At 73.5% G+C, this 21,089-nt stretch carries 19 protein-coding genes; 10 read left to right on the top strand and 9 right to left on the bottom strand.

All coding sequences use genetic code 11. The features are described 5' to 3' along the window. Positions 1-146: 146 nt before the first annotated feature. From ABD385_RS22940 to ABD385_RS22955, 4 genes are all read right to left on the bottom strand, one after another. Entirely contained in the window at positions 147-1,019 is an 873-nt protein-coding gene (locus tag ABD385_RS22940; protein WP_344579167.1) for a hypothetical protein, read from the bottom strand. Next, a complete protein-coding gene (locus ABD385_RS22945; RefSeq protein WP_344579168.1) occupies positions 1,019-2,329 on the bottom strand; it encodes a VWA domain-containing protein in 1,311 nt (436 codons plus the stop codon). Before ABD385_RS22945 ends, ABD385_RS22940 begins: the two co-directional genes overlap by 1 nt. A 234-nt stretch (positions 2,330-2,563) precedes the next feature. Continuing rightward, a complete protein-coding gene (locus ABD385_RS22950; RefSeq protein WP_344579170.1) occupies positions 2,564-2,776 on the bottom strand; it encodes a hypothetical protein in 213 nt (70 codons plus the stop codon). A 31-nt stretch (positions 2,777-2,807) separates the two neighbouring features. Then, positions 2,808-3,980, bottom strand: a complete 1,173-nt coding sequence (locus tag ABD385_RS22955) for an FAD-dependent oxidoreductase (protein ID WP_344579173.1) — start codon at positions 3,978-3,980, stop codon at positions 2,808-2,810. Positions 3,981-4,274: 294 nt separating this feature from the next. On the opposite strand from ABD385_RS22955, the gene ABD385_RS22960 reads away from it, so the two are divergent. From ABD385_RS22960 to ABD385_RS22975, 4 genes are all read left to right on the top strand, one after another. Further along, entirely contained in the window at positions 4,275-5,753 is a 1,479-nt protein-coding gene (locus ABD385_RS22960) for a Y4yA family PLP-dependent enzyme (protein WP_344579235.1), read from the top strand. Continuing rightward, positions 5,750-7,093, top strand: coding sequence for a pyridoxal-phosphate dependent enzyme (locus ABD385_RS22965; protein ID WP_344579174.1), 1,344 nt, complete (start codon positions 5,750-5,752; stop codon positions 7,091-7,093). Before ABD385_RS22960 ends, ABD385_RS22965 begins: the two co-directional genes overlap by 4 nt. 5 nt (positions 7,094-7,098) lie before the next feature. After that, positions 7,099-8,313 carry an aminotransferase class V-fold PLP-dependent enzyme gene (locus tag ABD385_RS22970; RefSeq protein WP_344579175.1) on the top strand — a complete coding sequence of 405 codons (1,215 nt, stop codon included), beginning with the start codon at positions 7,099-7,101 and terminating at the stop codon, positions 8,311-8,313. Between the two features lie 165 nt (positions 8,314-8,478). After that, entirely contained in the window at positions 8,479-9,252 is a 774-nt protein-coding gene (locus ABD385_RS22975; RefSeq protein ID WP_344579176.1) for a class I SAM-dependent methyltransferase, read from the top strand. On the opposite strand, the gene ABD385_RS22980 is transcribed toward ABD385_RS22975, so the two are convergent. Then, positions 9,249-10,109, bottom strand: a complete 861-nt coding sequence (locus ABD385_RS22980) for a COG4705 family protein (RefSeq protein WP_344579178.1) — start codon at positions 10,107-10,109, stop codon at positions 9,249-9,251. The genes ABD385_RS22975 and ABD385_RS22980 overlap by 4 nt on opposite strands. 293 nt (positions 10,110-10,402) lie before the next feature. Between ABD385_RS22980 and ABD385_RS22985 the strand changes: the two genes are divergently transcribed. From ABD385_RS22985 to ABD385_RS22995, 3 genes are all read left to right on the top strand, one after another. Then, entirely contained in the window at positions 10,403-11,608 is a 1,206-nt protein-coding gene (locus tag ABD385_RS22985; protein ID WP_344579180.1) for an EfeM/EfeO family lipoprotein, read from the top strand. Beyond that, positions 11,605-12,927, top strand: a complete 1,323-nt coding sequence (gene efeB / locus ABD385_RS22990) for an iron uptake transporter deferrochelatase/peroxidase subunit (RefSeq protein WP_344579182.1) — start codon at positions 11,605-11,607, stop codon at positions 12,925-12,927. The genes ABD385_RS22985 and efeB overlap by 4 nt, the downstream gene beginning before the upstream one ends. Positions 12,928-13,147: 220 nt before the next feature. Next, positions 13,148-14,992 (top strand): phospholipase C, encoded by a 1,845-nt coding sequence (locus ABD385_RS22995; RefSeq protein ID WP_344579186.1) that lies wholly within the window; start codon positions 13,148-13,150, stop codon positions 14,990-14,992. Positions 14,993-15,005: 13 nt separating this feature from the next. Here the strand turns inward: ABD385_RS22995 and ABD385_RS23000 are convergent, their stop codons facing one another. Then, entirely contained in the window at positions 15,006-15,713 is a 708-nt protein-coding gene (locus tag ABD385_RS23000; protein ID WP_344579188.1) for a LysE family translocator, read from the bottom strand. 110 nt (positions 15,714-15,823) lie between these two features. Here ABD385_RS23000 and ABD385_RS23005 point away from each other — a divergent pair, with 110 nt between their 5' ends. Continuing rightward, positions 15,824-16,600 (top strand): GIDE domain-containing protein, encoded by a 777-nt coding sequence (locus tag ABD385_RS23005; protein ID WP_344579191.1) that lies wholly within the window; start codon positions 15,824-15,826, stop codon positions 16,598-16,600. A 51-nt stretch (positions 16,601-16,651) separates the two neighbouring features. Here ABD385_RS23005 and ABD385_RS23010 read toward each other — a convergent pair whose 3' ends face one another. Both ABD385_RS23010 and ABD385_RS23015 read right to left on the bottom strand, forming a co-directional pair. Then, entirely contained in the window at positions 16,652-17,713 is a 1,062-nt protein-coding gene (locus ABD385_RS23010; protein ID WP_344579194.1) for a PucR family transcriptional regulator, read from the bottom strand. Positions 17,714-17,806: 93 nt separating this feature from the next. Next, the gene (locus tag ABD385_RS23015; protein WP_344579196.1) at positions 17,807-18,373 is read right to left on the bottom strand and encodes a rhodanese-like domain-containing protein; all 567 of its coding nucleotides are present in this window, start codon (positions 18,371-18,373) and stop codon (positions 17,807-17,809) included. Positions 18,374-18,446: 73 nt separating this feature from the next. Between ABD385_RS23015 and ABD385_RS23020 the strand changes: the two genes are divergently transcribed. Next, positions 18,447-18,728, top strand: a complete 282-nt coding sequence (locus ABD385_RS23020) for a metal-sensitive transcriptional regulator (protein WP_344579197.1) — start codon at positions 18,447-18,449, stop codon at positions 18,726-18,728. 243 nt (positions 18,729-18,971) lie between these two features. Further along, on the top strand, positions 18,972-19,307 hold the full coding sequence (locus ABD385_RS23025) for a deoxyxylulose-5-phosphate synthase (RefSeq protein ID WP_344579198.1): 336 nt from the start codon (positions 18,972-18,974) through the stop codon (positions 19,305-19,307). Positions 19,308-19,643: 336 nt separating this feature from the next. On the opposite strand, the gene ABD385_RS23030 is transcribed toward ABD385_RS23025, so the two are convergent. After that, positions 19,644-20,357 carry an SDR family NAD(P)-dependent oxidoreductase gene (locus ABD385_RS23030; RefSeq protein ID WP_344579200.1) on the bottom strand — a complete coding sequence of 238 codons (714 nt, stop codon included), beginning with the start codon at positions 20,355-20,357 and terminating at the stop codon, positions 19,644-19,646. Positions 20,358-21,089 lie beyond the last annotated feature (732 nt).

Raw genomic sequence — 21,089 nt, forward strand, 5'->3', positions numbered from 1 at the left:
CGCGCGCGCAGGGCCGCCCCCGCACCGGGCCGGGGCGGCGCCGCTTCGGCGCACGTCGTCGGTGGCCGGGCGGGCCCCCGGCGGCCGGGTGGTCCCGGCGGGGCGGGGAGCCCCGCCGCGACCGCCCGGCTCGACCGTCGGTCGGGTCAGACGCCCGGCGGCAGGTGGGCGGGGCGCCCCGAGCCGCGCGTCAGCCGGTAGCCGCCGATGCCCGCCACGGCCGCCAGCACACCGCCCACCGCGGTCCACACCCAGCGGTCCGACCACCAGCCGGCGGACCAGCCGCCGTCCGGCGTGCCGTTCGCGGCCTGCTGTTCCGCCGAGGCGCTCGGCTGCGGTTCCGGCGTGGGCGACCCGGCGCCCGGCACCAGCGGCGCGGACAGCTTGCCGTCCACCGCCTGGGCGCCGCCGGTGTCGTTCGCGGACGCCTGGACCTCCGCCTGGACCGGCTGGCCCAGTTCCTCCGCGGGCACGTCGACGGCGGTCAGCCGGACGTAGTAGTCGCCCGGCAGCGGATCGTTCGACCACTGTTCCGCCCAGCCGCGCACGGTGCGCAGCGCGCAGGACAGTTCGACCGTCGTGGCGTCCTGGGCCGCGGCCTTCGTCTGCACCCCATACCGGCACGCCTGCCGGCGGCGCAGCCCGTCGTAGACATCCAACTGCCAGGTGGTCGCGCCGTGCCGGGCGGACTCCGGCAGGGTGACCTTGGCCTTGACCGTGGCCTGCTGCCCGGCGTCGACCGGCAGCACCCAGTACAGGTAGTCACCGGTGGAGGCGCTGGCGGTGGCGCGCTGGTCCAGCGCGAACGGGGTCGCCGTGCGGAAGGAGGTGCCCGCTTCGGTGGGGCCCTTGGCGGCGTCCCCGCCGTCGCCGGGGCTCGCACTCGCACTCGGGCTCGGGCTGTCGGCGAGGGCCGCACCCGCGCCGGCCACGCCACCGGCGAAGGCCAGGGTCGCGGCGCCGGCCAGCAGTCCGGCCGCCCGCACCGCACGGCCCGTCATGTTGCGTACGTTCCGCATCAGTTGGTCCTCCACACGGTGATGCGCCAACGAGAGATCCAGCCCCACACGACACCGCCCACGAAGCCGGCGAGAAGGAGGGCGCCGAGCAGCCACCAGCCCCGGCCGAGGCCGAAGGAGGCCACGTCGGAGGCGTCGTGCGGCCCGTCGACGAGGTCCACGGCCAGTTCGACCGGCAGGCCCGGTTCGGTCTTGACCGAGGGGCCCGCCGAGAAGGAGTTGCTGACCTGGAGGCAGACCGTCTCGGGTGCGTCCTTGGTGGCGTCGTCCGAGGAGGTGGCCTCGGACTTGGCGTAGCGCAGCCCGGTGGAGAGGACGTCGGTCCGGCCGTCACCGGCCTCCGCACCACGGACGATCTCCCGGCCGTGCACGGTCGAGGCCCGCAGCAGCACCCCGTAGTCGTCGTTGACCGCGCGGTCCGCGCCGATGCTCACCGAAGCGCGCAGCTCCTGGCCGGGCTTGACGTCCACCCGGTACCAGCGGTGCTCGGCGAACTTCTCGCGGTCGCTGTAGAGGCCCGGCTTCAGCTCGGGGGCGGTGGCGCACTGGGCGGCGCCCTGGGTCGCCACCGGGGTGGTCACCCGGCGGGCCGTTCGGTCCACCAACTGGTGGACGCGGTCCCGGAGTTGGTTGGTGTGCTGCACCGAGGTGTAGGTGCCGCCGGTGGCCTCGGCGATGCAGCTCAGCTGGCTGCGGGTCTTGGCGTCCGGCAGCAGCCCGAGGGTGTCGACGGTGAGGTGGATGCCCTGGGCGGCGATGTCCCGGGCCACCTGGCAGGGGTCGAGGGGCTGGCAGGTGTCCTCGCCGTCGGTGATCAGGACGATCCGGCGCTGCCCGTCACCGCCCTTGAGGTCCTTGGCCGCGGCCTGGAGGGCCGGGCCGATCGGCGTCCAACCGGTGGGCACGAGCGTGGCCACGGCGGTCTTGGCCTCGGTCCGGTCGAGCGGTCCGACCGGGTAGAGCAGCTTGGTGTCCTGGCAGCCGACCTGCCGGTCGTTGCCGGGGTAGGTGGCGCCGAGCGTGCGTATGCCGAGCTGGACGTCCTTCGGCACGGCGTCCAGCACCTCGTTGAACGCCTGCTTCGCGGCGGCCATCCGGCTCTGTCCGTCGATGTCCCGGGCCCGCATCGAGCCGCTGACGTCGAGGGTCAACTCGACCTTGGGGGCGGCCCCGGGAGCCGTTCCGGGGGTGGGTTCGCCGGCGGCGGCCGGCGTGGGCGACAGCGCCACCGCCATCGCGGCGAGCAGCCCGCACACCCCGGCCGCCAGCCTTCTCCTGGAGATCCGTTTGGTGATCGTTCTGGTGATCATCGCCGGATCGTATGGAGAAATCGGCCCGACTCCAAAACGACCCCGGCCCGGGCCGCGCGGACTCGGGAGGCGGAGCGGTGACGGGCAACTCCGCGCCCGCGCGCACCACCCCGCGCCGGGCGCGTGACGGCGGGGTCAACGCCCAGCTAGGCGCGGCCCCTCTCTCACCCCGGGGCCCGCTGCGTCACCGGGTGCGCGTGACCGGCGCTTGGGGGACCGGGCCCGTACCGACGCTCAGGCCGCCCAGACGTCCGGGCCGCCGCCGCGCCAGTCGATCGCCGTCGGGTCCTCGAACCACACGGGGTCCGGATCGATCCCGGCGCGGGAGAGGAAGTCGGCGACGTCGCCCGGCCCGTACGCCGTCCCGAGGGGCGCGGCGTTCACCGTCACCTGTCGGCCACCGGTCGGCGACGGCGGGTGCACCACCACGAGCGGGCGCTCGTCCATACCCCCAGAGTGCGCCCGCCCGACGCGCACGTCAACGATCGTTGACGCAGATGCTGCGCAGATCCCGGTCCCACTCCAGCATCGGCACCAGCGTGTCGTCACCGGGGCGCTGGGCGGACGGGGCGCGACCGGCCTGCGCCGGGTTGCGGGTGCCGCGGGACAGCTCCCCGCTGACGGTGATGTTGTACTCCACGCGCGCGCGGCGGCACGCCTCGTAGTGGGCGAACGCGCCGTCCAGATCGGGCAGGTCGCGCAGCGCCTTGGCGAGGACGACGGCGTCCTCCAACGCCATCGAGGCGCCCTGGCCGGTCGCCGGGGACGCGGCGTGCGCGGCATCGCCGATGATCAGCGTCCGTCCGGAGCGCCAGGGGGTGCCGGCCGGGATCTCGGTGGCGTTGGTGGCCAGGATGGCGTCCGTGGAGGCCGCGACGATGTCCGCGGCGGGGCTGGTGTCCGCGCGCAGTGCCGCCACGAGGCGTTCGCGCCAGCGGGCGGGCGCGGGGTCCGCGAGTTCCTCGGCGGGCACGGCCGGACCGGAGACCCGGGCGAACCAGTACGTCTCGCCGTCCGGCGAGACCGCGGAGCCGAAGGCGGCGGTGGTGCCGCGGATCATGGTGATGTGGCCGGTGTCCTCCGTGACCGGGGTGCGGCGGGTGTAGCCGTAGTAGACGGACTGGCCCGCGTAGACGGGCTCGACGCCGGGCGCGATCGTGCGCCGCACGAGCGAGTTCAGGCCGTCCGCACCGACGAGCAGGTCGCCGGTGGCGACGCCGCCGTCGGCGAAGCGCGCCGTGACGTGGTCCGGACCGTCCTCCACGGCCACCAGCCGCGCCCCGTGCGTGAACCCGATGCCGCGGCGGACGGCCTCCGCCTGGAGCGCGGCGTTGACCTCGCCGCGGCGCAGGCACCGGTACCGCAGGACCGCGTCGTCGGCTTCGCCCAGCGGCACGCGGGCCAGTTCGCCGCCGGTGGCGTCCAGGACCCGCATCGCGCGCAGCGGGAAGCCCAGCGCGGTCACCACGTGCGAGGCGTCGAGCTGCGCCAGGGCGCGCATGCCGTTGCTCGCCAGGGTCAGGAACGCCCCGATGTCCTCGGCCGTGTCGTGGTGCGCCTCGTGCACCGTCACGTCGAACCCCGCCTTGTGCAGGGCCAGCGCGGTCGCCGTGCCGGCGATCCCGCCGCCGATGACCAGTATCCGCGTCACGCCATACTCCGTTCTGCTGTCTTTCGCCCGGGTTCCGTCGGGCGTCCGGCCCCATGATGTACCTGGTCGGCCCGGGTGGGCCGGGAATCCGCTGCGGGTGGATCACTCGGCGTTCCCCGCGGGGTGCGGCGGCCGTCCGCGGCGGCCCGCTCGCCCCCGGCGTCCCGCATCGGGCCAAGTCCGGGCGGCCCGTGACGGGCGGGCGTAAAGGCCGTCGGGAGCGGGAAGTGGTTAACGGCGAACCGTGCGGGTCGAGTTCGCGCCCACTTCGAAGGGGGACTCTTGGCGGCTGCTGTGCCTCCGTCTCCGGAGCCGCTGTCTCTGGAACCACGCCTGGAGCCGCAACTGGCGGCGCTGCTGGGCGCGGGAGACCTCCTCCCCTCGCTCGTCGACGCGTTGGGCTCGCCGTTGGCCGTGGTGCTGCCCGACCAGATCGCCGAGAACGCCGCGCGGTTCCGTGCCGCGTACGGCACCCACCGACTGGGCGGCCGGGTCTTCTACGCGCACAAGGCCAACCGCTCCAGCGCGCTGCTGCGCCGGCTGGCGGCGACCGAAACGGCGGTCGACGTCGCCTCGCTCGGCGAGTTGCAGCACGCCCTCGGCGCCGGCTTCGCCCCGGACCGGATCATGGCGACCGGGCCGAAGAACCGCGAGTTCCTGTGGCTCGCCGCCCGGGTCGGCGCCACCGTCAACGCCGACTCGGCCGCGGAACTGGACGAGTTGGCGGACCTGGTGCGCGCACACCGACTGGCCCGCATGCGGGTGCTGGTGCGGCTGTCCGCCTTCGACGGGCCCGGCGTCCGGGTGCTGACCCGACCCAGCCGGTTCGGCACCCCGGCGGGGGAGGTGGACGCCCTGCTGAAGACCGTCGAGCGGCACGCCGACGTGCTCGACCTGATCGGCGTCGGCTACCACCTCGACACCACCAGCGCCGACGAGAAGGCACGCGCCCTCGAAGGCTGCGTACGGGCCCTGGACGCCTGCCGGAACCGAGGACTGCGCCCGCAGGCGGTGGACATCGGCGGCGGTTTCGGCGTCAACTATCTTGCCCACGCGGCCCAGTGGGAGCGCTACACCTCCGAACTGACCGCCGCCGTGCTCGGCCACCGCCCGCCGCTGACCTGGCGCGGCCACGGCTACGGGCTCCGCAACGACGCGGGCACGCTGCGCGGCGCGCTGGGCCTCTACCCGGCCCACCGCCCGGTCGCCGGCGCCCGCTACCTCGACGACCTGCTGTCCCTGCCCGCGGCCTCGTTCGGCGGCCGGAGCCTGGCCACCCTCCTGCTGGAGAACCTCTACGACCTCTACACCGAGCCGGGGCGGGCGCTGGTGGACCAGTGCGGCCTGGTGGCCGCCCGGGTGCTTCAGGTGCGCCGCACGGACAGCGGCGAGCCGCTGGTGCGCCTGGCGATGAAGGCCGACGACGCCGCCTTGGAGGAGCACGGGGTGCTGATGGACCCGGTGCTGCTCGGGCGGGACGGCGTCCGTGCGGTGGCCGGCGACGGTCCGGCGGCCGGCGTCTACCTCGCGGGCAACCTGTGCCTGGAGGCCGACCTGATCACCCGTCGGATGGTGTTCCTGCCCCGACTGCCCCGCCCCGGCGAGCTGTTGGTCTTCGCCAACACCGCCGGCTACTGCATGGACTTCCAGACCAGCCGCGCGCAGCACCAGCCCGTCGCGCGCAAGGTCGCCGCCTGGCAGGAGGAGGGCTCCTGGCGCTGGTGCCTCGACGAGCAGTACTGGCCGATCACACGTCCAGGGGGAGAGCCATGAGGTACGAGAGCATCACCGAGGCCATCGGGAACACCCCGCTGGTACGGATCGATCCGGCCGTCCACGGTCTGCACCACATCGACCTGTACGCCAAGCTGGAACTGCTCAACCCCTTCGGGTCGGTGAAGGACCGGGCCGCCTGGAACATGGCGCGGCCGGGCCTGACGGCCGCCGCGGAGCACGGCAGCCAGGTCGTGGAGCTCTCCAGCGGCAACACCGCCAAGGCACTGGCGGTGATCGCGGGCATGCACGGGCTCGGCTTCAAGAGCGTCACCAACCGGATGCGCATACCGGAGATCAAGGACCTGCTGCTGTTACTGGGCGCCGACATCGAGGAGCTGCCCGGGCAGAGCGAATGCCTGGACCCGACCAACACCGAGGACCCGCTGACGCTCTTCCACCGGGAACTGTCCGAACCCGGCAGCAGCTACCTCCACACCGACCAGTACTTCAACCCCCGCAACACCGAGGCGCACGCCACCGGCACCGGCCCGGAGATCGTCAAGGACCTGGACGGGCGGGCCCCCGACTGGTTCGTCGCCTGCGTCGGCACCGCCGGTTCGTCCACCGGGGTCGCCCGGGTGCTGCGCGAGCACGACCCCCGGGTGCAGGTCGTCGGCCTGGTCGCCGCGAAGTCCGACTTCATCCCCGGCATCCGCACCCTGGACGAGGTCCACGAGGTCGGCCTCTTCGACCCCGCGACGTACGACACGGTCGCGTCGGTGACCTCCGACGAGGCCATCGAGGGCATGCTGACGCTGGCCCGCCGCTGCGGCATCCTGGCCGGCCCCACCGGCGGCGCCGCGTACTACGGGACGGTCCGTCACCTCCGTTCCCTGGACGATGAGTTGGCGTCCGACCAAGGGGCCGGCGGGCCGGTCCGCAGGTCGGCCGTGTTCATCGTCTGCGACCGAATCGAGAGCTACCTCAGCTACACCAAGCGCCGCCGCCCCGACCTGTTCCGCCAGCCGGCGCGCCGCAACGACCCGGCCGACCTGACGGACGCCGAGATCGCCGCGGCCCCGGGCGTCGAGACGCCGGACGCGCAGAAGTGGATCGAGCGGGACCGCCCGCTCGTCGTCGACCTGCGCAGTCCGTTCGCGTACGCCGCACTGCACATCGAGGGAGCGATCAACATCGTGGACGAGCTCTTCGACGAACTGGTGCGGGGCGGGCTGCCGTTCAGCACCCGGCAGCCGGTGCTGCTGGTCTGCCCCGTCGGCGAGCAGTCCGCCCGCTACGCCGCCCTGCTGACCCGGATGGGCCATCCCGACGTCCGCAGTCTCACCGGGGGCGTCATCGCCTGGCGGGACGCCGGCGCGCCGCTGGTCCGGGACTGACCGCGATGGCCTCGATCGCCGCACCCGGGCAGGGCGCCGCGCTCCTCGCGGAGCTGGGGCCGTGGCAGCGCGCCCTGCGCGCCCAGTTCCCGATCATCACCGCCAACCCGGAGCTGGCCTATCTGGACAGCGCCGCCACCGGCCAGAAGCCACAGGCCGTACTGGACGCCGTCCAGGAGCAGTTGACCGCCGCGCACGCCAACGCCGGCCGCGGCTCCTACCCGTGGGCCAACGCCTCCACCGCCCTGGTGGCCGACGTCCGGGACCGGGTCAAGGGTTTCCTCGGCGATCCGGATCCGGCACGGTCGGCGGTCCACTTCACCAGCGGCACCACCGAGGGGCTGCGCCTGGTCGCCCGCGACTGGTTGCCCGGGCTCCTCGCGGACGGCGACGAGATCGTGGTCCCGTTCGCCGACCACGAGGCCAACCTGGAGCCCTGGCTGGAGGCGCAGCGCCTGCTGGAGCGGCAGGGCGTGCGGATCGCGGTGCGGGAGCTGCCGTACCAGTCCTCGTCCGGGGACTACGACCCGGCGGCGCTGGCCCGACTCGTCGGCCCCCGCACCCGCTTCGTGGCCGCCACCCACGTCCACCACGTCTACGGCGGCAACATGAACGTGCACCTCGTCCGCCGCGCGGTCGGGCCGGACGTACCGATCTGCCTGGACGCCGCACAGAGCGTCGGCCACCTGCCGGTCTCGGTCGCCGAACTCGACGTGGACTTCGTGGCGTTCTCCGGGCACAAGGCGCTGGCGCTGCCCGGTTCCGGGGCGCTCTGGGCGCGGCAGTCCCGGGGCCCGGAGCTGCGTCCGGGCGGCTGGCAGGGCAGCCCCAACACCACCGGCATCGCGAGCCTGGCGGCGGCGCTGGACTGGCTGGCCGCCGCGGGCACCGACCGGATCGCGCGCTGGACGGTCGCGCTGGCCGCCCGGCTGTCCGACGGTCTGCGCCGCCTCGACGCGTACGACGTGCTGGGCTGCCAGCGCAGTCTGGCCGCCGACTCGCCGGTCCAGCAGCGCTGCGGGATCGTCACCTTCCGCCACCGCGACATCGGCGCGCGCGACCTCGGCTTCATCCTCTTCAGCCACGGGTTCATGGTGCGCACGGACGGCCACTGCCAGGCGGGGGCGGGCGAGACCAGCTCCGTGCGGATCAGCCTGCACGTCTACAACACCCCCGAGGAGATCGACCGGTTGCTCGCGGTGCTCGCTTCCCTGAGATGAGTGCCGCTCCGCGCCCGTTCCGCGTCGCCTCGGTGCCCGTTCTCCGTCGTGGGGTGCCTCTCCGGAGTGAAAGGGAGCCCTTATGGCTAATGGAAACCGTTTCCACCTGTAGCCTCGTGATCGCCCGTAGGGCGCGGGTGGGAACGGATGGGGTGGTGCGACCAGATGGGGCTGAGCATGGCCGTCGCGGAGTGGTGGGTGGAGCGCTGGGAGCGACAGCAACGGCGGTACGCCATCGACCGTGAGGAGCGGTTCACGGTGATCGCCGACGTCGTCGAGTACGTGACGCTGGGGCAGCGCAGGCCGCTGGTCGTCGACCTCGGCTGCGGCCCGGGCTCGCTCGCCGCCCGGCTCGCCGAACGGCTGCCGCGCGCCGAGGTCGTCGGGGTCGACATGGACCCGCTGCTGCTGGAACTGGCCCGCACCCACCACGCGTCGGCCGCCCGCTACGTGGACGCGGAGATCGGCGCGGACGGCTGGACGGACGCGCTCGCGCTGGCCCGACCGCTCGACGCCGCGGTGTCGACGACCGCGCTGCACTACCTCCCCGAGCCCGTGCTGCGCCGCACCTACGCCCAACTCGCCGCGCTGCTGCGGCCCGGCGGTGCGCTGGTCAACGGCGACCACCTGCCGCAGTCCGGGACCGTGCCCGCGGCGCTCGCCGCGCACGTCGGGCGCCGGCGCGCGGAGCGGCTGCGGGACGGTGACCACGAGGACTGGGAATCCTGGTGGACGGCGGTGGCGGCGGAGCCGGAACTGGCCGAACCGCTCGCCGAACGCCGCCGCCGGCTGAGCCCGCCGGCCGGCGCCGACGGCGGCGGGGCGGACAACGGCCTGTCGGTGTCCGACCACACCGCCCTGCTGCGCGCGGCCGGCTTCGGCCACGTCGTCCCGGTGTGGCAGTTCGGCGACAGCTGCGTGCTGGTCGCGATCCGCTAGGCGCCGTCGGCCGCTTCCTGGGGCGTGTCCTTCCCGCTCACCGCGAGGTAGCCGACGAGCAGCACGATGGGCACGGTGAGGGCCAGGGTGACCGGTCCGGTGCCCCAACCGAGGCCGCCGCGGGCCGTCGAGACGCCCATCCAGTCGGCGAACGACGCGCCCAGCGGGCGGGTCAGCACGTAGGCGCCCCAGAACGCGGCGACCGCGTTCAGCCCGAGGAAGCGTCCGGAGAGCGCCGGCACCAGGATGAGCGCGCCGAAGACGAGGGCCGAGGGCAGGTACCCGAGGTCCAAGGTGCCGGCGGTGAGGTCGCCGACGGCGGTGCCCAGGGCGAAGGTGGCGAGCACCGTCGCCCAGTAGAAGATCTCGCGGCGCCGGGTGCGGATGCTGTGGATGGCGAGCGTGCCCTCGGTGGCGTGCCAGGCGAAGAGGATCACTGCGAGCGCCGCCGCGAAGGCGAGGGTGGAGACCAGGTAGGGGACGCCGGCGATGACGTGGACGACGTCGGCGGCCATCGTTCCGAAGACGCTCACCATGACGATCGCCGTCCAGTAGGTCCCGGCCCGGTAGCGGGTCGCCCGGAACTGCGCCACCAGCGCGACGACGAACGCCGCGAAGCCCAGGGCGCCGGCGGGTATCGGCCCGAGCGTGCGCCCCAAGTAGTCCGAGGCGGTCTCGCCCATGCCGGTGGTGAGGATCTTCACCAGCCAGAACAGGGCCGCGACCTCGGGGACCTTGCTCCGGCCCGGCGGGACGCCCGGGCGTCGGCCGGGTGCCGTGGTGTGCGCGGGCGCCCCGGCGGGTTCGGGGGGTCCGGGGGGTGCCACCGCCGTGCCGTCCGGCTGTCCGATCGTCATGTTCCGCCCTTCCGGCGCGCGTGGCGCACGTTCCCTGCTCACTCAATGTCTACAGGACTGTAGACGGCTAAGTGGAGCGGTAGGTTCATCGCCCCGTCCCGCGGAATTCCCGCGACCGGACCGAGCGTGGCCGCCCGCCCGCGCGGCCCGGCCGGGAAGTGAAACCAGGGGAAACTCTTGGTGTCCAGCACGCCGGAAGGATGTTCGGCGGCGCCGCGGCTGCCTAGCATGTGCGACGGAGCGACCGCGGGTCCCTCCCCCCCGATCCGTCCCGTACGACCCCAGGAGGCCCCGTGCCACGAGCCGGCCTGCGGCGACTGCGGTCACCGCGCGTCTGGGGCCCCGGCGGCGCCGTGGTCGTGGCCGGGGCGATCACCGCCGCCGCGCTGGCCGCCGGCGCCGGCCCCGACGCCGCGGCCACCGCCGACGGCCTGCCGCACACCACCGTCGAGGTCTCGCCGGGCGACTGCGGCCGCGGCTGGCGCCACCCCCGCCCCGGCACCCAGGTCTTCGACCTCCGCAACACCTCCAGCGGCGCCGCCGAGGTCTACCTCCGCGGCGCCGACGGCGGCCCCGTCTACGGCGAGGTGGAGGGCATCGGCCCCGGCACCACCCGCCAACTCCGGGTCCGGCTCGGCCCCGGCGCGTACGCCTTCACCTGCCTGCCCGACGACGCCAACGCGACCACCGGCCCCACCGTCCGCGTCGCCGGCAGCGGTGCCGCCGGGCCGGCCGCCGCCCCGCTCACCCAACACGACCTGATCGCCCCGGCGCTCGACTACCAGAAGTGGGTCGCCGGCGGCCTCGACGACCTCGTCCACCGGACCGACGCCCTGCGTGCCGCGCTCACCGCCGGCGACCTGCCGGCCGCCCGCACCGCCTGGCTGCCCGCCCACCTCGCCTACGAGCGACTGGGCGCCGCCTACGGCGCGTTCGGCGACGCGGACGAGAAGATCAACGGGACCACGGCCGGACTGCCGGGCGGCGTCCACGACCCCGGCTTCACCGGGTTCCACCGCGTCGAGTACGGCCTGTGGCACGGCGAGTCGGCCGCCGGCCTGCGCGCCCCGGCCGGCGCGCTCGCCGACGCCGTCCGGGCCCTGCGCGACGACTGGGCGCAGGCCCGGGTGGACCCGGCGGCACTGGGCCTGCGGGCCCACGAAATCCTGGAGAACACCGCGCAGTTCGAACTGACCGGACGCACCGACTACGGCAGCGGCAGCAACCTCGCCACCGCCCGCGCCAACCTCGACGGCACCCGCGCGGTGCTCGCCCGGCTCCACCCGCTGCTCACCACCCGCTATCCGGAACTCCCCTCCTTGGAACGGGAATTGACGCGGACCGAGCGGCTGCTCGACGGCTTCCACCGGGACGGTGGCTGGCAGCCGCTGGGCGACCTGACGCGCCCCGACCGGGAGCGGACCAACGCGGCGGTGGGCGATCTGGTGGAGCGGCTGGCCTCGGTGGCCACCCTGTGCGATCCGCGGAGGACGGTGTGAACGACGCCCGGCACGACGGCGACGGTACGACGGACGACGGCGCCAAGGACGCCCGCCGCTTCGCGCGGCGCGGGTTCCTGCGCGGCGCGGCGCTGGCCGGCGCCGGACTCGCGGCCGGCGGCGCCGCCGCGCCCGCCCGCGCCCCTGCCCCCGCCCCCGCTGGCGGCCCCGCCCCGCAACTCCCGCTGCCCGGCACCGCACCCCTGGGCGGTACCGCGCCCGTCGTCCCCTTCCACGGACCGCACCAGGCCGCCGTCCTCACCCCGCCCCGCCGCGTCACCGCGTTCGTCGCCTTCGACGTCACCGCCGAGGGCCGCCGGGACCTGGCCGACCTGCTGCGCACCCTCACCGAACGGGCCCGCTTCCTCACCGGCGGCGGCGTCCCGGACCCGCTCGGCATCACCGGACCGCCCGCCGACTCCGGCATCCTCGGACCCCAACTCCCGGCCGGTGCGCTGTCGGTCACCGTCGGGGTCGGCGCGGCGCTCTTCGACGACCGGTTCGGCCTGCACGCCCGCGCGCCCCGCCGCCTCACCACCATGCCGGCCTTCCCCGACGACGACCTCCAGCCGGACTGGTGCCACGGCGACCTGAGCCTCCAACTGTGCGCCGACGACACCGACACGGTGCTGCACGCCCTGCGCGACGTCGCCCGCCACACCCGTGGCGGCCTCCAGGTCCGTTGGCGCCTGGACGGCTTCGCCAGCCCGCCCCGCCCCACCGGCACCCCCCGCAACCTCTTCGGCTTCAAGGACGGCACCGCCAACCCCGACCCCGGCTCGGCCCGCGAGATGACGGACCTGGTCTGGGTCGGCCGGGGCGCGGGCGAGCCGGACTGGGCGGTCGGCGGCAGCTACCAGGTCGTCCGCCTGATCCGGATGCTGGTGGAGTTCTGGGACCGGGTGTCGCTGACCGAGCAGGAGCGGATGTTCGGCCGGGCCCGGGAGACCGGGGCCCCGCTCGACGGCAACGGCGAGTTCGACGCCCCCGACTACCCCGGCGACCCCAAGGGCGACGTCATCCCCTTGGACAGCCACATCCGCAAGGCCAATCCGCGCACCGCCGACACCACCGAACAGCGGCTGCTGCGCCGCGCCTACAACTACGACCGCGGCATGGACGGCAACGGCAACCTCGACATGGGCCTGCTCTTCTGCTGCTACCAGCAGGACCTGGCCCGCCAGTTCGAGACCGTCCAGCGCCGCCTGGCGGGGGAACCGCTGGTCGACTACGTCACGCCCTTCGGCGGCGGCTACTTCTTCGCGCTGCCGGGCGTGCGGGACCGCGCCGACTGGTACGGCCGGGCGCTCTTGGCGTAGCGGCCCCGGCCCGGTCGCCCGGCCCCGCGCCCCCGCTCGCGTACAACGGAGGCACGAGCCGTCCGAGGCACCGAGGGTCAACAGCCGGTCAAGCTTTGCCCCGGGATACCTGACCCGGTGTTCACCCACCCGCCATCATGGCTCTGCCCCGCCGCCGTCCGTCCGGCAGAGCATCCGGCCGTACGGAGCAATTGGAAACCGCCCGGAGGATGAGAACCAGATGGCCAACAGGGGAAAGAGCCAAGCGATACGGATCGTGGGGGCCGTGACCGGCGCCGTGGCGCTCGCCGCGCTGGGCGGGGGAGCCCCCGCCCTCGCCGCCGGCGGCCCGCACCCGGGTCCCTCCGGCACCGCCACCCCCATCAAGCACGTGGTCGTCCTCTTCGACGAGAACATCTCGTTCGACCACTACTTCGCCACCTACCCCCAGGCGGCCAACACCGACGGGACGAAGTTCACCCCGTCCCCGAAGACCCCCCGGGACGTCGACAACCTGCGCACCGCCGGGCTGCTCAAGCACAACCCGAACCAGTACCTCCCCAAGCGGCTCACCCCGCAGCAGGCCATGACCTGCGACCAGAACCACGAGTACGGCCCCGAGCAGTACGCCTACAACGGCGGCAAGGCCGACGCGTTCGTGCAGAACACCGACTCCGGGAAGTGCTCCGGCGGTCTCTTCGGCGAGCCGGGCCTGGTGATGGACTACTACGACGGCAACACCGTCACCGGCCTGTGGAACTACGCCCAGCACTACGCCCTCAACGACCGCTCCTTCGGCTCGGTCTACGGTCCCTCCAGCCCGGGCGCCATCAACCTGGTCTCCGGCCAGACGCACGGCGTGATCTCCACCGACCCGGCCTCGGGCACCGAGGACCCCAAGCAGACCGCCAAGCCGGACGGTTACGCCGTCCAGTCGCCCGACGCCAAGGGCGTCGGCACGATGATCAACGACCCGGACCCGGCCTACGACGACTGCGCCAACAAGGACCACACCGGCAAGAGCGCGCTCGCCGCCATGCAGGGCCGCAACATCGGTGACCTGCTCAACGCCCGCAAGGTCAGCTGGGGCTGGTTCCAGGGCGGCTTCCGGCCCAGCACCCCGTGGAACGGCCAGCAGGGCCACTACGCCAAGTGCGGCGGCACCACGCACGCCAACGTCGGGGGAGCGGCCGTCGTCGACTACAGCCCGCACCACGCCCCGTTCCAGTACTACAAGTCCACGGCCAACCCGCACCACCTGCCGCCCAAGAGCGTCGACGAGATCGGCCACGCCGGCCAGGCCAACCACAACTACGACCTGACCGACTTCGACGCGGCCCTGCGCGCGGGCAAGCTCCCCGCCGTCAGCTTCCTCAAGGCCCCCGCCTATCAGGACGGCCACGCCGGCAACTCCGACCCGATCGACGAACAGCACTTCCTCGTCGACCAGATCAACCGCATCCAGCAGGCGCCCCAGTGGAAGGACACCGCCGTCGTCGTCGCCTACGACGACTCGGACGGTTGGTACGACCACACCTTCGCCAAGCCGCGCAACGGCTCCAAGGACACCGCCGCCGGCTCCAACGGCAAGTCCACCGACAGCCCGGCCTGCCAGTCCGGACCGGCGGCCGCCGGTGGCTACCAGGACCGCTGCGGCCCGGGCACCCGCCAGCCGCTGCTGGTCATCTCCCCCTACAGCAAGACCAACCACATCGACCACACGGCCACCGAGCAGACCTCGATCATCAAGTTCATCGAGGACAACTGGCACACCGGGCGCCTGGGTGACGCCTCGTTCGACGCCCGCGCCGGCGCGCTGACCTCGATGTTCGACTTCCGGCACCCCAACGGCAAGCAGGTACTGCTGAACGCCGACGGTTCGGTGAAGTCCGTCGGCCCGATCCGCCCGGTCAAGCCGGTCCGCACCAGCATCACCGCGGGCCCGGCGATGCAGAACGCCGCGGCCGTCGACGACCCGTCCGGTTTCCCCGTCGTGCCCGTGGGCATCGCCGCCGCCGCGGTCGCGGCCGGCGCCACCGGCACCTTCTTCGCCCTCCGGCGCCGCAAGGAGCAGGGCGCGGCCTGAACCGGGCGGCTCCCTAGGCCCGTTCCGCGAGCAGCAGGTTGGCGGCGAACCCCAAGAAGGCGACGCCGCCGACCTGCTCCATCCGCCGCCGGAAAGACGGGCGGCGGACCCGCTCGCCCAGGGCGGCGGCGGTCGTGGTGACGATCCAGTACCACAGCGCCAGTTCGAGGACGTCGACCGCGGTGAGCAGCAGGGTCGTGCGGAACACCGGGGCGCCGTGCGGGACGAACTGCGGGATCAGGCTCAGGTAGAAGATGCCTGCCTTGGGGTTGAGCAGATTGGTGCCGACACCGGCCCGGAAGGCGGCCCGCCGCGCCTGCCCGGTCGAGGCCGGCACCGCCGCGGGCGCCGGCGCCGCCGCGGGCGCCGGCGCCGGTGCGGCCGCCACGGCCGTGCCGGCGCCCGTCGCGTCGCCGGCCGGGCGGCGCCGGGCCTGCCACAGGGCCGAACAGCCCAGCCACACCAGGTAGCCGGCGCCGCCGATCCGCAGCACGTCGAAGGCCACCCGGGACGCGGTCAGCAGCGCCGTCAGGCCGACGGCGGTGGCCACGCCCCAGGCCAGGCACCCGGCCAGGATGCCGAGCGCGGCGGCCCGCCCGCCGGTCCGGCCGTGGGCGACGGAGGTGCGCAGGACGAGCAGGGTGTCCAGGCCCGGTGTCACGTTGATGAGCGCGGCGACATCGGCGAACCACAGGAATGTAGTGGACATGTCATGGGTCATGCCGCGAGCTTAGGAGGCCGCCCCCGGCCCACGCCCCTCGATTGCCCCGGTGCCGGCGACCCCGGGTAGGGTCGCGCGACCGAGGCGGAACCGGGCGGAGGGAAGACGTTGTGATCTGGGTGGGTTTGGTGGGCCTGGTGGTGGCGGGCTGCTGCGCTTTTCTGGCGCGCCTGGCCAACACCCGGGCCCGCGTCATGGAGCGCACCGAAACCCTCCCGGTCGAGGAGGTCCGGGCCCTGCACGAGGCGGCCGCCACGGCCGCCGGCGCGGGACACTTCCGCTACCGCTGCGAAGTCGTCGGCCAGGCCCGCCCGCACAAGAACGGCGCGCTCCGCTCCGAGCTGGAGAACGCGGAGTGCGTCTGGCACCGGCACAAGATCACCCGCAAGTACGAGGAGCGGTACCGCGACGGCAACGGCAACCGCCGCCGCCGGACCAGCACCGAGGTGGTCTCCGCACACACCAGCTCCACCGCCTTCTTCGTCGAGGACGCCACCGGCCGGCTGGTGATCCGACCCGGCGACGAGGACTTCATCGGCGCGGAGAAGGTCCTCGACCGCTTCGACCCGCACGCCGACGGCGGCAACCGCCTCAACATCGGCCCGCTCAGCCTCAACCTCGGCGGCGGCAACGGCACCCTCGGCTACCGGCGGGAGGAGTGGATCGTCCGGCCCGGCAGCCGCTGCTACGTCCACGGCGAGGCCAGTGACACCGGCGGCGGACTGGCCCTGGGCGCGCCCGCCGAGGGCGGCGTCTTCGTGCTCTCGCTCAAGTCCGAGGAGGAACTGCTGCGCGCCGAGAACCACCGGGTGCTCGGCTACGGCATCGGCGCCGGCCTCGCCGCCCTGGCCGGCGCGGTCCTGCTCGTCCTCGGCCTCATCCACTGACGGCCCGCGGCCCGGCCGCCCGCGCACGGCTCCCGGGGCACCGCCCCCGGCTCACAGCTCCCGGGCGGGCCAGTCCAGCAGACGGGCGCCGATCACGGCCGTGTGCAGGGTGTACCGGTGCACCGGATCGGCGGGGTCGGCGCCGGTGAGCTGGTGCACCCGCGCCAGCCGGTAGGTCAACGCCCGCACGCTCAACGACAACCGCCGGGCCGCCTCCGCCGCTATGCATCCCGAGTCGAAGTACACCGCGAGGGTCTCCAACAGCGGCCCGGCCCCGCCCCGGGCCTCCCGCAGCGGGCCCAGCGTGCTGTGCACCAGGTCCGCCATGGCCTGCCGGTCCCGGGTGAGGACCGGGTAGACCAGCAGGTCGGCGGCGTGCAGCACGGGATCGTCGAGCCCCATCCGCTCGGCCAGCTCCAGCGCGTTGAGCGCCTCCTCGTAGGACTGGACGATGCCCCGGGCGCCGCCGTGCGTCCGCCCGACCGCGACCCGGCCGCCGCCGGTGGCGGCGCGCGCCTCGTGCGCGAAGTGCGCCAACACCTGAGCCGGATCGCCCGGGGCGATGCAGATCAACCGACCCTCCTTCGTGGTCAGCAGCAGCTGCCGGTCCCCGAACCGCCCCACCAGCGCCCGGTCCACCCGCCGGACCACCGGGTCGGCGTCCGTGTACGCCGCCGGGCCCTCGGCCACCGCGACGGCGTGGGCGTGCGAGAGCCGCAGCCCGAAACGTTCCGCCCGCTCCGCCAGCCGCCCCAGGTCGCTGCCCCCGTAGAGCAGGTCGTCGATGAACTCCCGCCGCGCGGCCTCCTCCTGGCGCACCGCGAGGTGCTGGGCCCGCTCGTAGCCGCCGGCCAGCGCGTCCACGGCCTGGGCGAGCGCGGCCAGCACGCTGTCGGCCGGTGCCGAGGCGGACCGCGGCCAGGCCGCCCGGGCGACGGCGAGATGCGCGTTGACCAGCACCCGCAGGCTGTGTCCCGCCTCCGCGGCCCGTTCGCCAGCGGCGCGGCGGGCCTGGAGTTCCTCGCGACTCAGCCGTCGCCCGGTCCGTGCCACATCGGTGAGGACCCCCGCGTACCCGGCCAGGAATTCCTCGGGCAGCTCCCGCCCCGTCACGCGTTCCCCACTCCTCGCTGCACTCTTCTTGACTTTCCCTTGACGCTTTCTTAACACAGGGAGGGTGCGGGACGTCCAGGCGAGCGAGCGACCTCAGCCGCCGAGGGCGGCCAGCGTGGCGTCCAGATCGACGGCGCGGGGCCGGTTGTGGGGGAGTTTGGCGAGCACGCGGGCCATGCCGCAGGTGTCGGTGACGGCGGAGAAGACCAGGCCCCCGGCGACGCCCGCGGACAGCCAGCGGGCGGCGGCCCGGCGGCGCCCGACGAGCAGGCCGGCCAGCACGAGCGAGCCGGCCGCGAGCCGCACCTGCCGCTCCATCGCCCAGGCGGTGCGCGCCCGTGCCGGGCGGTGGACGTCGTGCCCGAGCCGAGCCCAGGCCTCGGTGCCGCCAGCGAGCGTGCGGGCCGGAACGCCGTGCTCCGCCAGCCGCTGGTGCGCCCGGGCGGAGCGGACACCGGAGGCACAGACGACGAGCAACTCGCCACGCTCGGCCGCGCTCCGCAGGGCGCCCAGCGCCGCGTCGAGGTGATCGAGCGGGACGTTGTGCGCGCCGGGGAGGTGGCCGGTGGCGTACTCGCCGGGCGTGCGCACGTCGACGACGGTCAGCGCGCCCAGGCGGGCACGGGCCTCGTCCGGGGTGAGTTCGGCAGCAGTGCTCATGGAGATCGTTCCGTTCTCATGGGTGGCCCCCCTCTCGTAGAATACCCACAGGGGTATACCAACGGGAGGTTTCGTGGAACTGACGATGGCGGCCGACGAACTGAAGACGGTCCTCAACCGGCTCCGCCGGGCCCAGGGGCAGATCGCCGGGGTGATCAAGATGATCGAGGACGGGCGCGACTGCGAGGAGGTGGTCACGCAGCTCGCCGCGGCCTCCCGCGCACTGGACCGCGCCGGCTTCGCGATCATCGCCACGGGCCTGCAACACTGCCTGACCGACGTCGACCCGGCCGCCCCCGACGACCGCGACCGCATGCGCGCCCGACTGGAAAAGCTGTTCCTCTCCTTGGCCTGAGCGAACGGCCGGGGTGCTGATCGGGCTGCGCTTCGCTTTTGCACCTGAACCTGCACGTGGGTGGGGTGCGGGGTACTGGGCGTCGACCGCCGCTGCCGGCACGCTCGGCGCCGTGTGCGCCGCACCCTCACCGACCGGACGGCGGTTACTGGCCACACCGCGTTGTTCCGTTACTCGTGGGGTGGAGGCGGTACGGACGAGCGGCGGTGACTGGCAGGCCTTTGGCCGCTCTACGCTTGCTCCATGCCGTCTGGAAAGACCTCATACGTGTGCCTGCCCTGCCGCGCTTCGTACAAGCAGCCCCACCCCGCTCACTACGACCACGACCGGGTCTGTCCACGCTGCGCGGAACCACTGATCCACGTCGGCTCCGCCTTCGCGGCGCCCAAGAGGCGGGACACCTCCGCCTGGCGCACGCTCTCCGTGCTGCTCCACGCCGGAGTGCGCTTCCACAAGAGTTGCTGCGGAGGCCCGGGCTACCGCCCCCGCACCCGCAGGGAAGTGCGGGAACGCATGACCTACGCCCAGACCACCGGAGAGCCGTTCGCCGAGGCCCTGGTACGCGGCGAACTGCCCTAGTAGGGAGGGGGGATGGGGCCCGTAGCGGCACGAGTGCGGCGGGGCGGGGGCGGCCGCTCACGCCTGCCCCATTCGCCTTGGGGTGCGGCGACGGCGTAGGCCGTGACGTCGCACTGGTCCACGCGCAAGAACCGCTTGGGGTCCGCGCCATGGCGAGGGTGCAGCAGCCACGTGAGCGTCTCGGCCGTCGTGCCGGCGATGTCCTTTCCGATTCCCTTGCTGATGCAGTGAATCAGGACCTTGGAGATGTGACCGGGAAGGTCGGCGGCTTTGACGGCTCGTCGGTGTGTGACTGGAAAGCGGGCCGGGTGAAGTGGCCCAAGTCGGCGAATTGCGCTACCAGCCGATCTGACCTGTGGAGTCGAAGAGACGTCCGCTGGGACCGTCGATCGCCAGGGCGAGGCGCACGATGGTCGCGGCGCTCTGCGCGGGCGTGCTGGTGCCGGTGTGGTTGTTGAGCGCGGTCGCGGTGAACCCCGGATCGACGGCGTTGATGCGGAAGCCGGGCAGGGCGCGGGCGTACTGGTAGGTGAGCATGTTCAAGGCCGCCTTCGAGACCGGGTAGACCAGGCCCTGCAACTGGGATTCCATACGCTGTGGGTCGTCGTTGATGGTGAACGACCCGCGGCCGCTCGTGACGTTCACGATGCGCGGACGCCGGGCCTTGCGCAACAGAGGCAGAAGGGCGTGCGTGGTCCGGACAGCGCCGAGCAGGTTGACGTCCATGACCTCCGCGAAATCGTCTGCGGTGGTCTCTTCCACTGTCGGGCGGGTGCCGCCGATGCCCGCGTTGTTCACCAGTACGTCGAGCCTGCCCCACTCTGCCTCGATCGTTTGGGCCGCAGCGTCGCCCTGCGACTGGTCTGCCACGTCCAGAGGCACGAACCGCACGTCGCCTTCAGGCGACAACTCCCGTGCGGCAGCACGGCCCCGTTCCAGATCTCGGGCACCGAGATAGACCACCATGCCCGCAGCTGCGAGTTGCCGGGCCACCTCTCGCCCGATCCCCTGGTTCGCGCCCGTCACCATGGCTATGTCCGCGATCGTCATCCTCGACATGATCCTCTCAAGGCTCGTCTCACGAGTAGTGCGACCTCCCCACGTAGTAGACCTCCTGCACTGGCCTGGGCGCCTGGCTACGCGAGTTCTCCCGCGGCGTCGACGTTCCTTGCTCACGACCCGGTGCCTGAAAGGCAACTACAGCTGGCACTCCGATCTCGGAATTGGTGAGCTCGCCAATCGGCCGTGCGCTACCACGCCAGCACGCCTGTGCCGAGCCGTGGTGCGACGACACCCTACTGCTGGACTTGGGGCGGGACTGACCCGGTGTGGGCATCGGCAACTCGACCGTCGTGCCCAGCCGCGAGGTCGCGGCAGCCGTCGCCACGCCCAGGGCCCCAGAAGCGGAGCGGCGGGCGTCTACCGCACGGCAATTGCACTCGGATGTGACGACCAGAGCCTGGGTCCGCAAGCGGGAGTGGGGGTGGGCATGGCAGGCGGTCGTCGCTTACTTCGCCGGAGCCGAAGCCTGAGGCCCGACGGTGACGTCTCGGTCACTCCACCGGTAGCCCGCCCGCCCCGTCGCACCGGCCCCCGGGCCGGAGTTCGAGAAGAACGTCGACGACGACCAGGAGCTGGCCCCTGAGCCCGACAGCGAGATCGTCCACGTACCCGTTCGGAGACTCCTATTCCGCTGCGGGCGAGGTGCGGCAGTTTCCTCGGACTCGCCTCCGGCGACAGTCGACGGTGAAGCGCGTTCTCGTGGTTCGGAGGAAAGAGGTG

The organism is Streptomyces lunalinharesii, from assembly GCF_039532155.1.
Lineage (GTDB): Bacteria > Actinomycetota > Actinomycetes > Streptomycetales > Streptomycetaceae > Streptomyces > Streptomyces lunalinharesii.

Bases quoted from the DNA above. Each gene is read 5' to 3' on its own strand.
- ABD385_RS22975 (WP_344579176.1), top strand. From the start codon at position 8,479: ATGGGGCTGAGCATGGCCGTCGCGGAGTGGTGGGTGGAGCGCTGGGAG.
- ABD385_RS22970 (WP_344579175.1), top strand. From the start codon at position 7,099: ATGGCCTCGATCGCCGCACCCGGGCAGGGCGCCGCGCTCCTCGCGGAG.
- ABD385_RS23000 (WP_344579188.1), bottom strand. From the start codon at position 15,713: ATGACCCATGACATGTCCACTACATTCCTGTGGTTCGCCGATGTCGCC.
- ABD385_RS22940 (WP_344579167.1), bottom strand. From the start codon at position 1,019: ATGCGGAACGTACGCAACATGACGGGCCGTGCGGTGCGGGCGGCCGGA.
- ABD385_RS22995 (WP_344579186.1), top strand. From the start codon at position 13,148: ATGGCCAACAGGGGAAAGAGCCAAGCGATACGGATCGTGGGGGCCGTG.
- ABD385_RS23025 (WP_344579198.1), top strand. From the start codon at position 18,972: ATGCCGTCTGGAAAGACCTCATACGTGTGCCTGCCCTGCCGCGCTTCG.
- ABD385_RS23030 (WP_344579200.1), bottom strand. From the start codon at position 20,357: ATGACGATCGCGGACATAGCCATGGTGACGGGCGCGAACCAGGGGATC.
- ABD385_RS22950 (WP_344579170.1), bottom strand. From the start codon at position 2,776: ATGGACGAGCGCCCGCTCGTGGTGGTGCACCCGCCGTCGCCGACCGGT.
- ABD385_RS22945 (WP_344579168.1), bottom strand. From the start codon at position 2,329: ATGATCACCAGAACGATCACCAAACGGATCTCCAGGAGAAGGCTGGCG.
- ABD385_RS22980 (WP_344579178.1), bottom strand. From the start codon at position 10,109: ATGACGATCGGACAGCCGGACGGCACGGCGGTGGCACCCCCCGGACCC.
- ABD385_RS22965 (WP_344579174.1), top strand. From the start codon at position 5,750: ATGAGGTACGAGAGCATCACCGAGGCCATCGGGAACACCCCGCTGGTA.
- ABD385_RS23015 (WP_344579196.1), bottom strand. From the start codon at position 18,373: ATGAGCACTGCTGCCGAACTCACCCCGGACGAGGCCCGTGCCCGCCTG.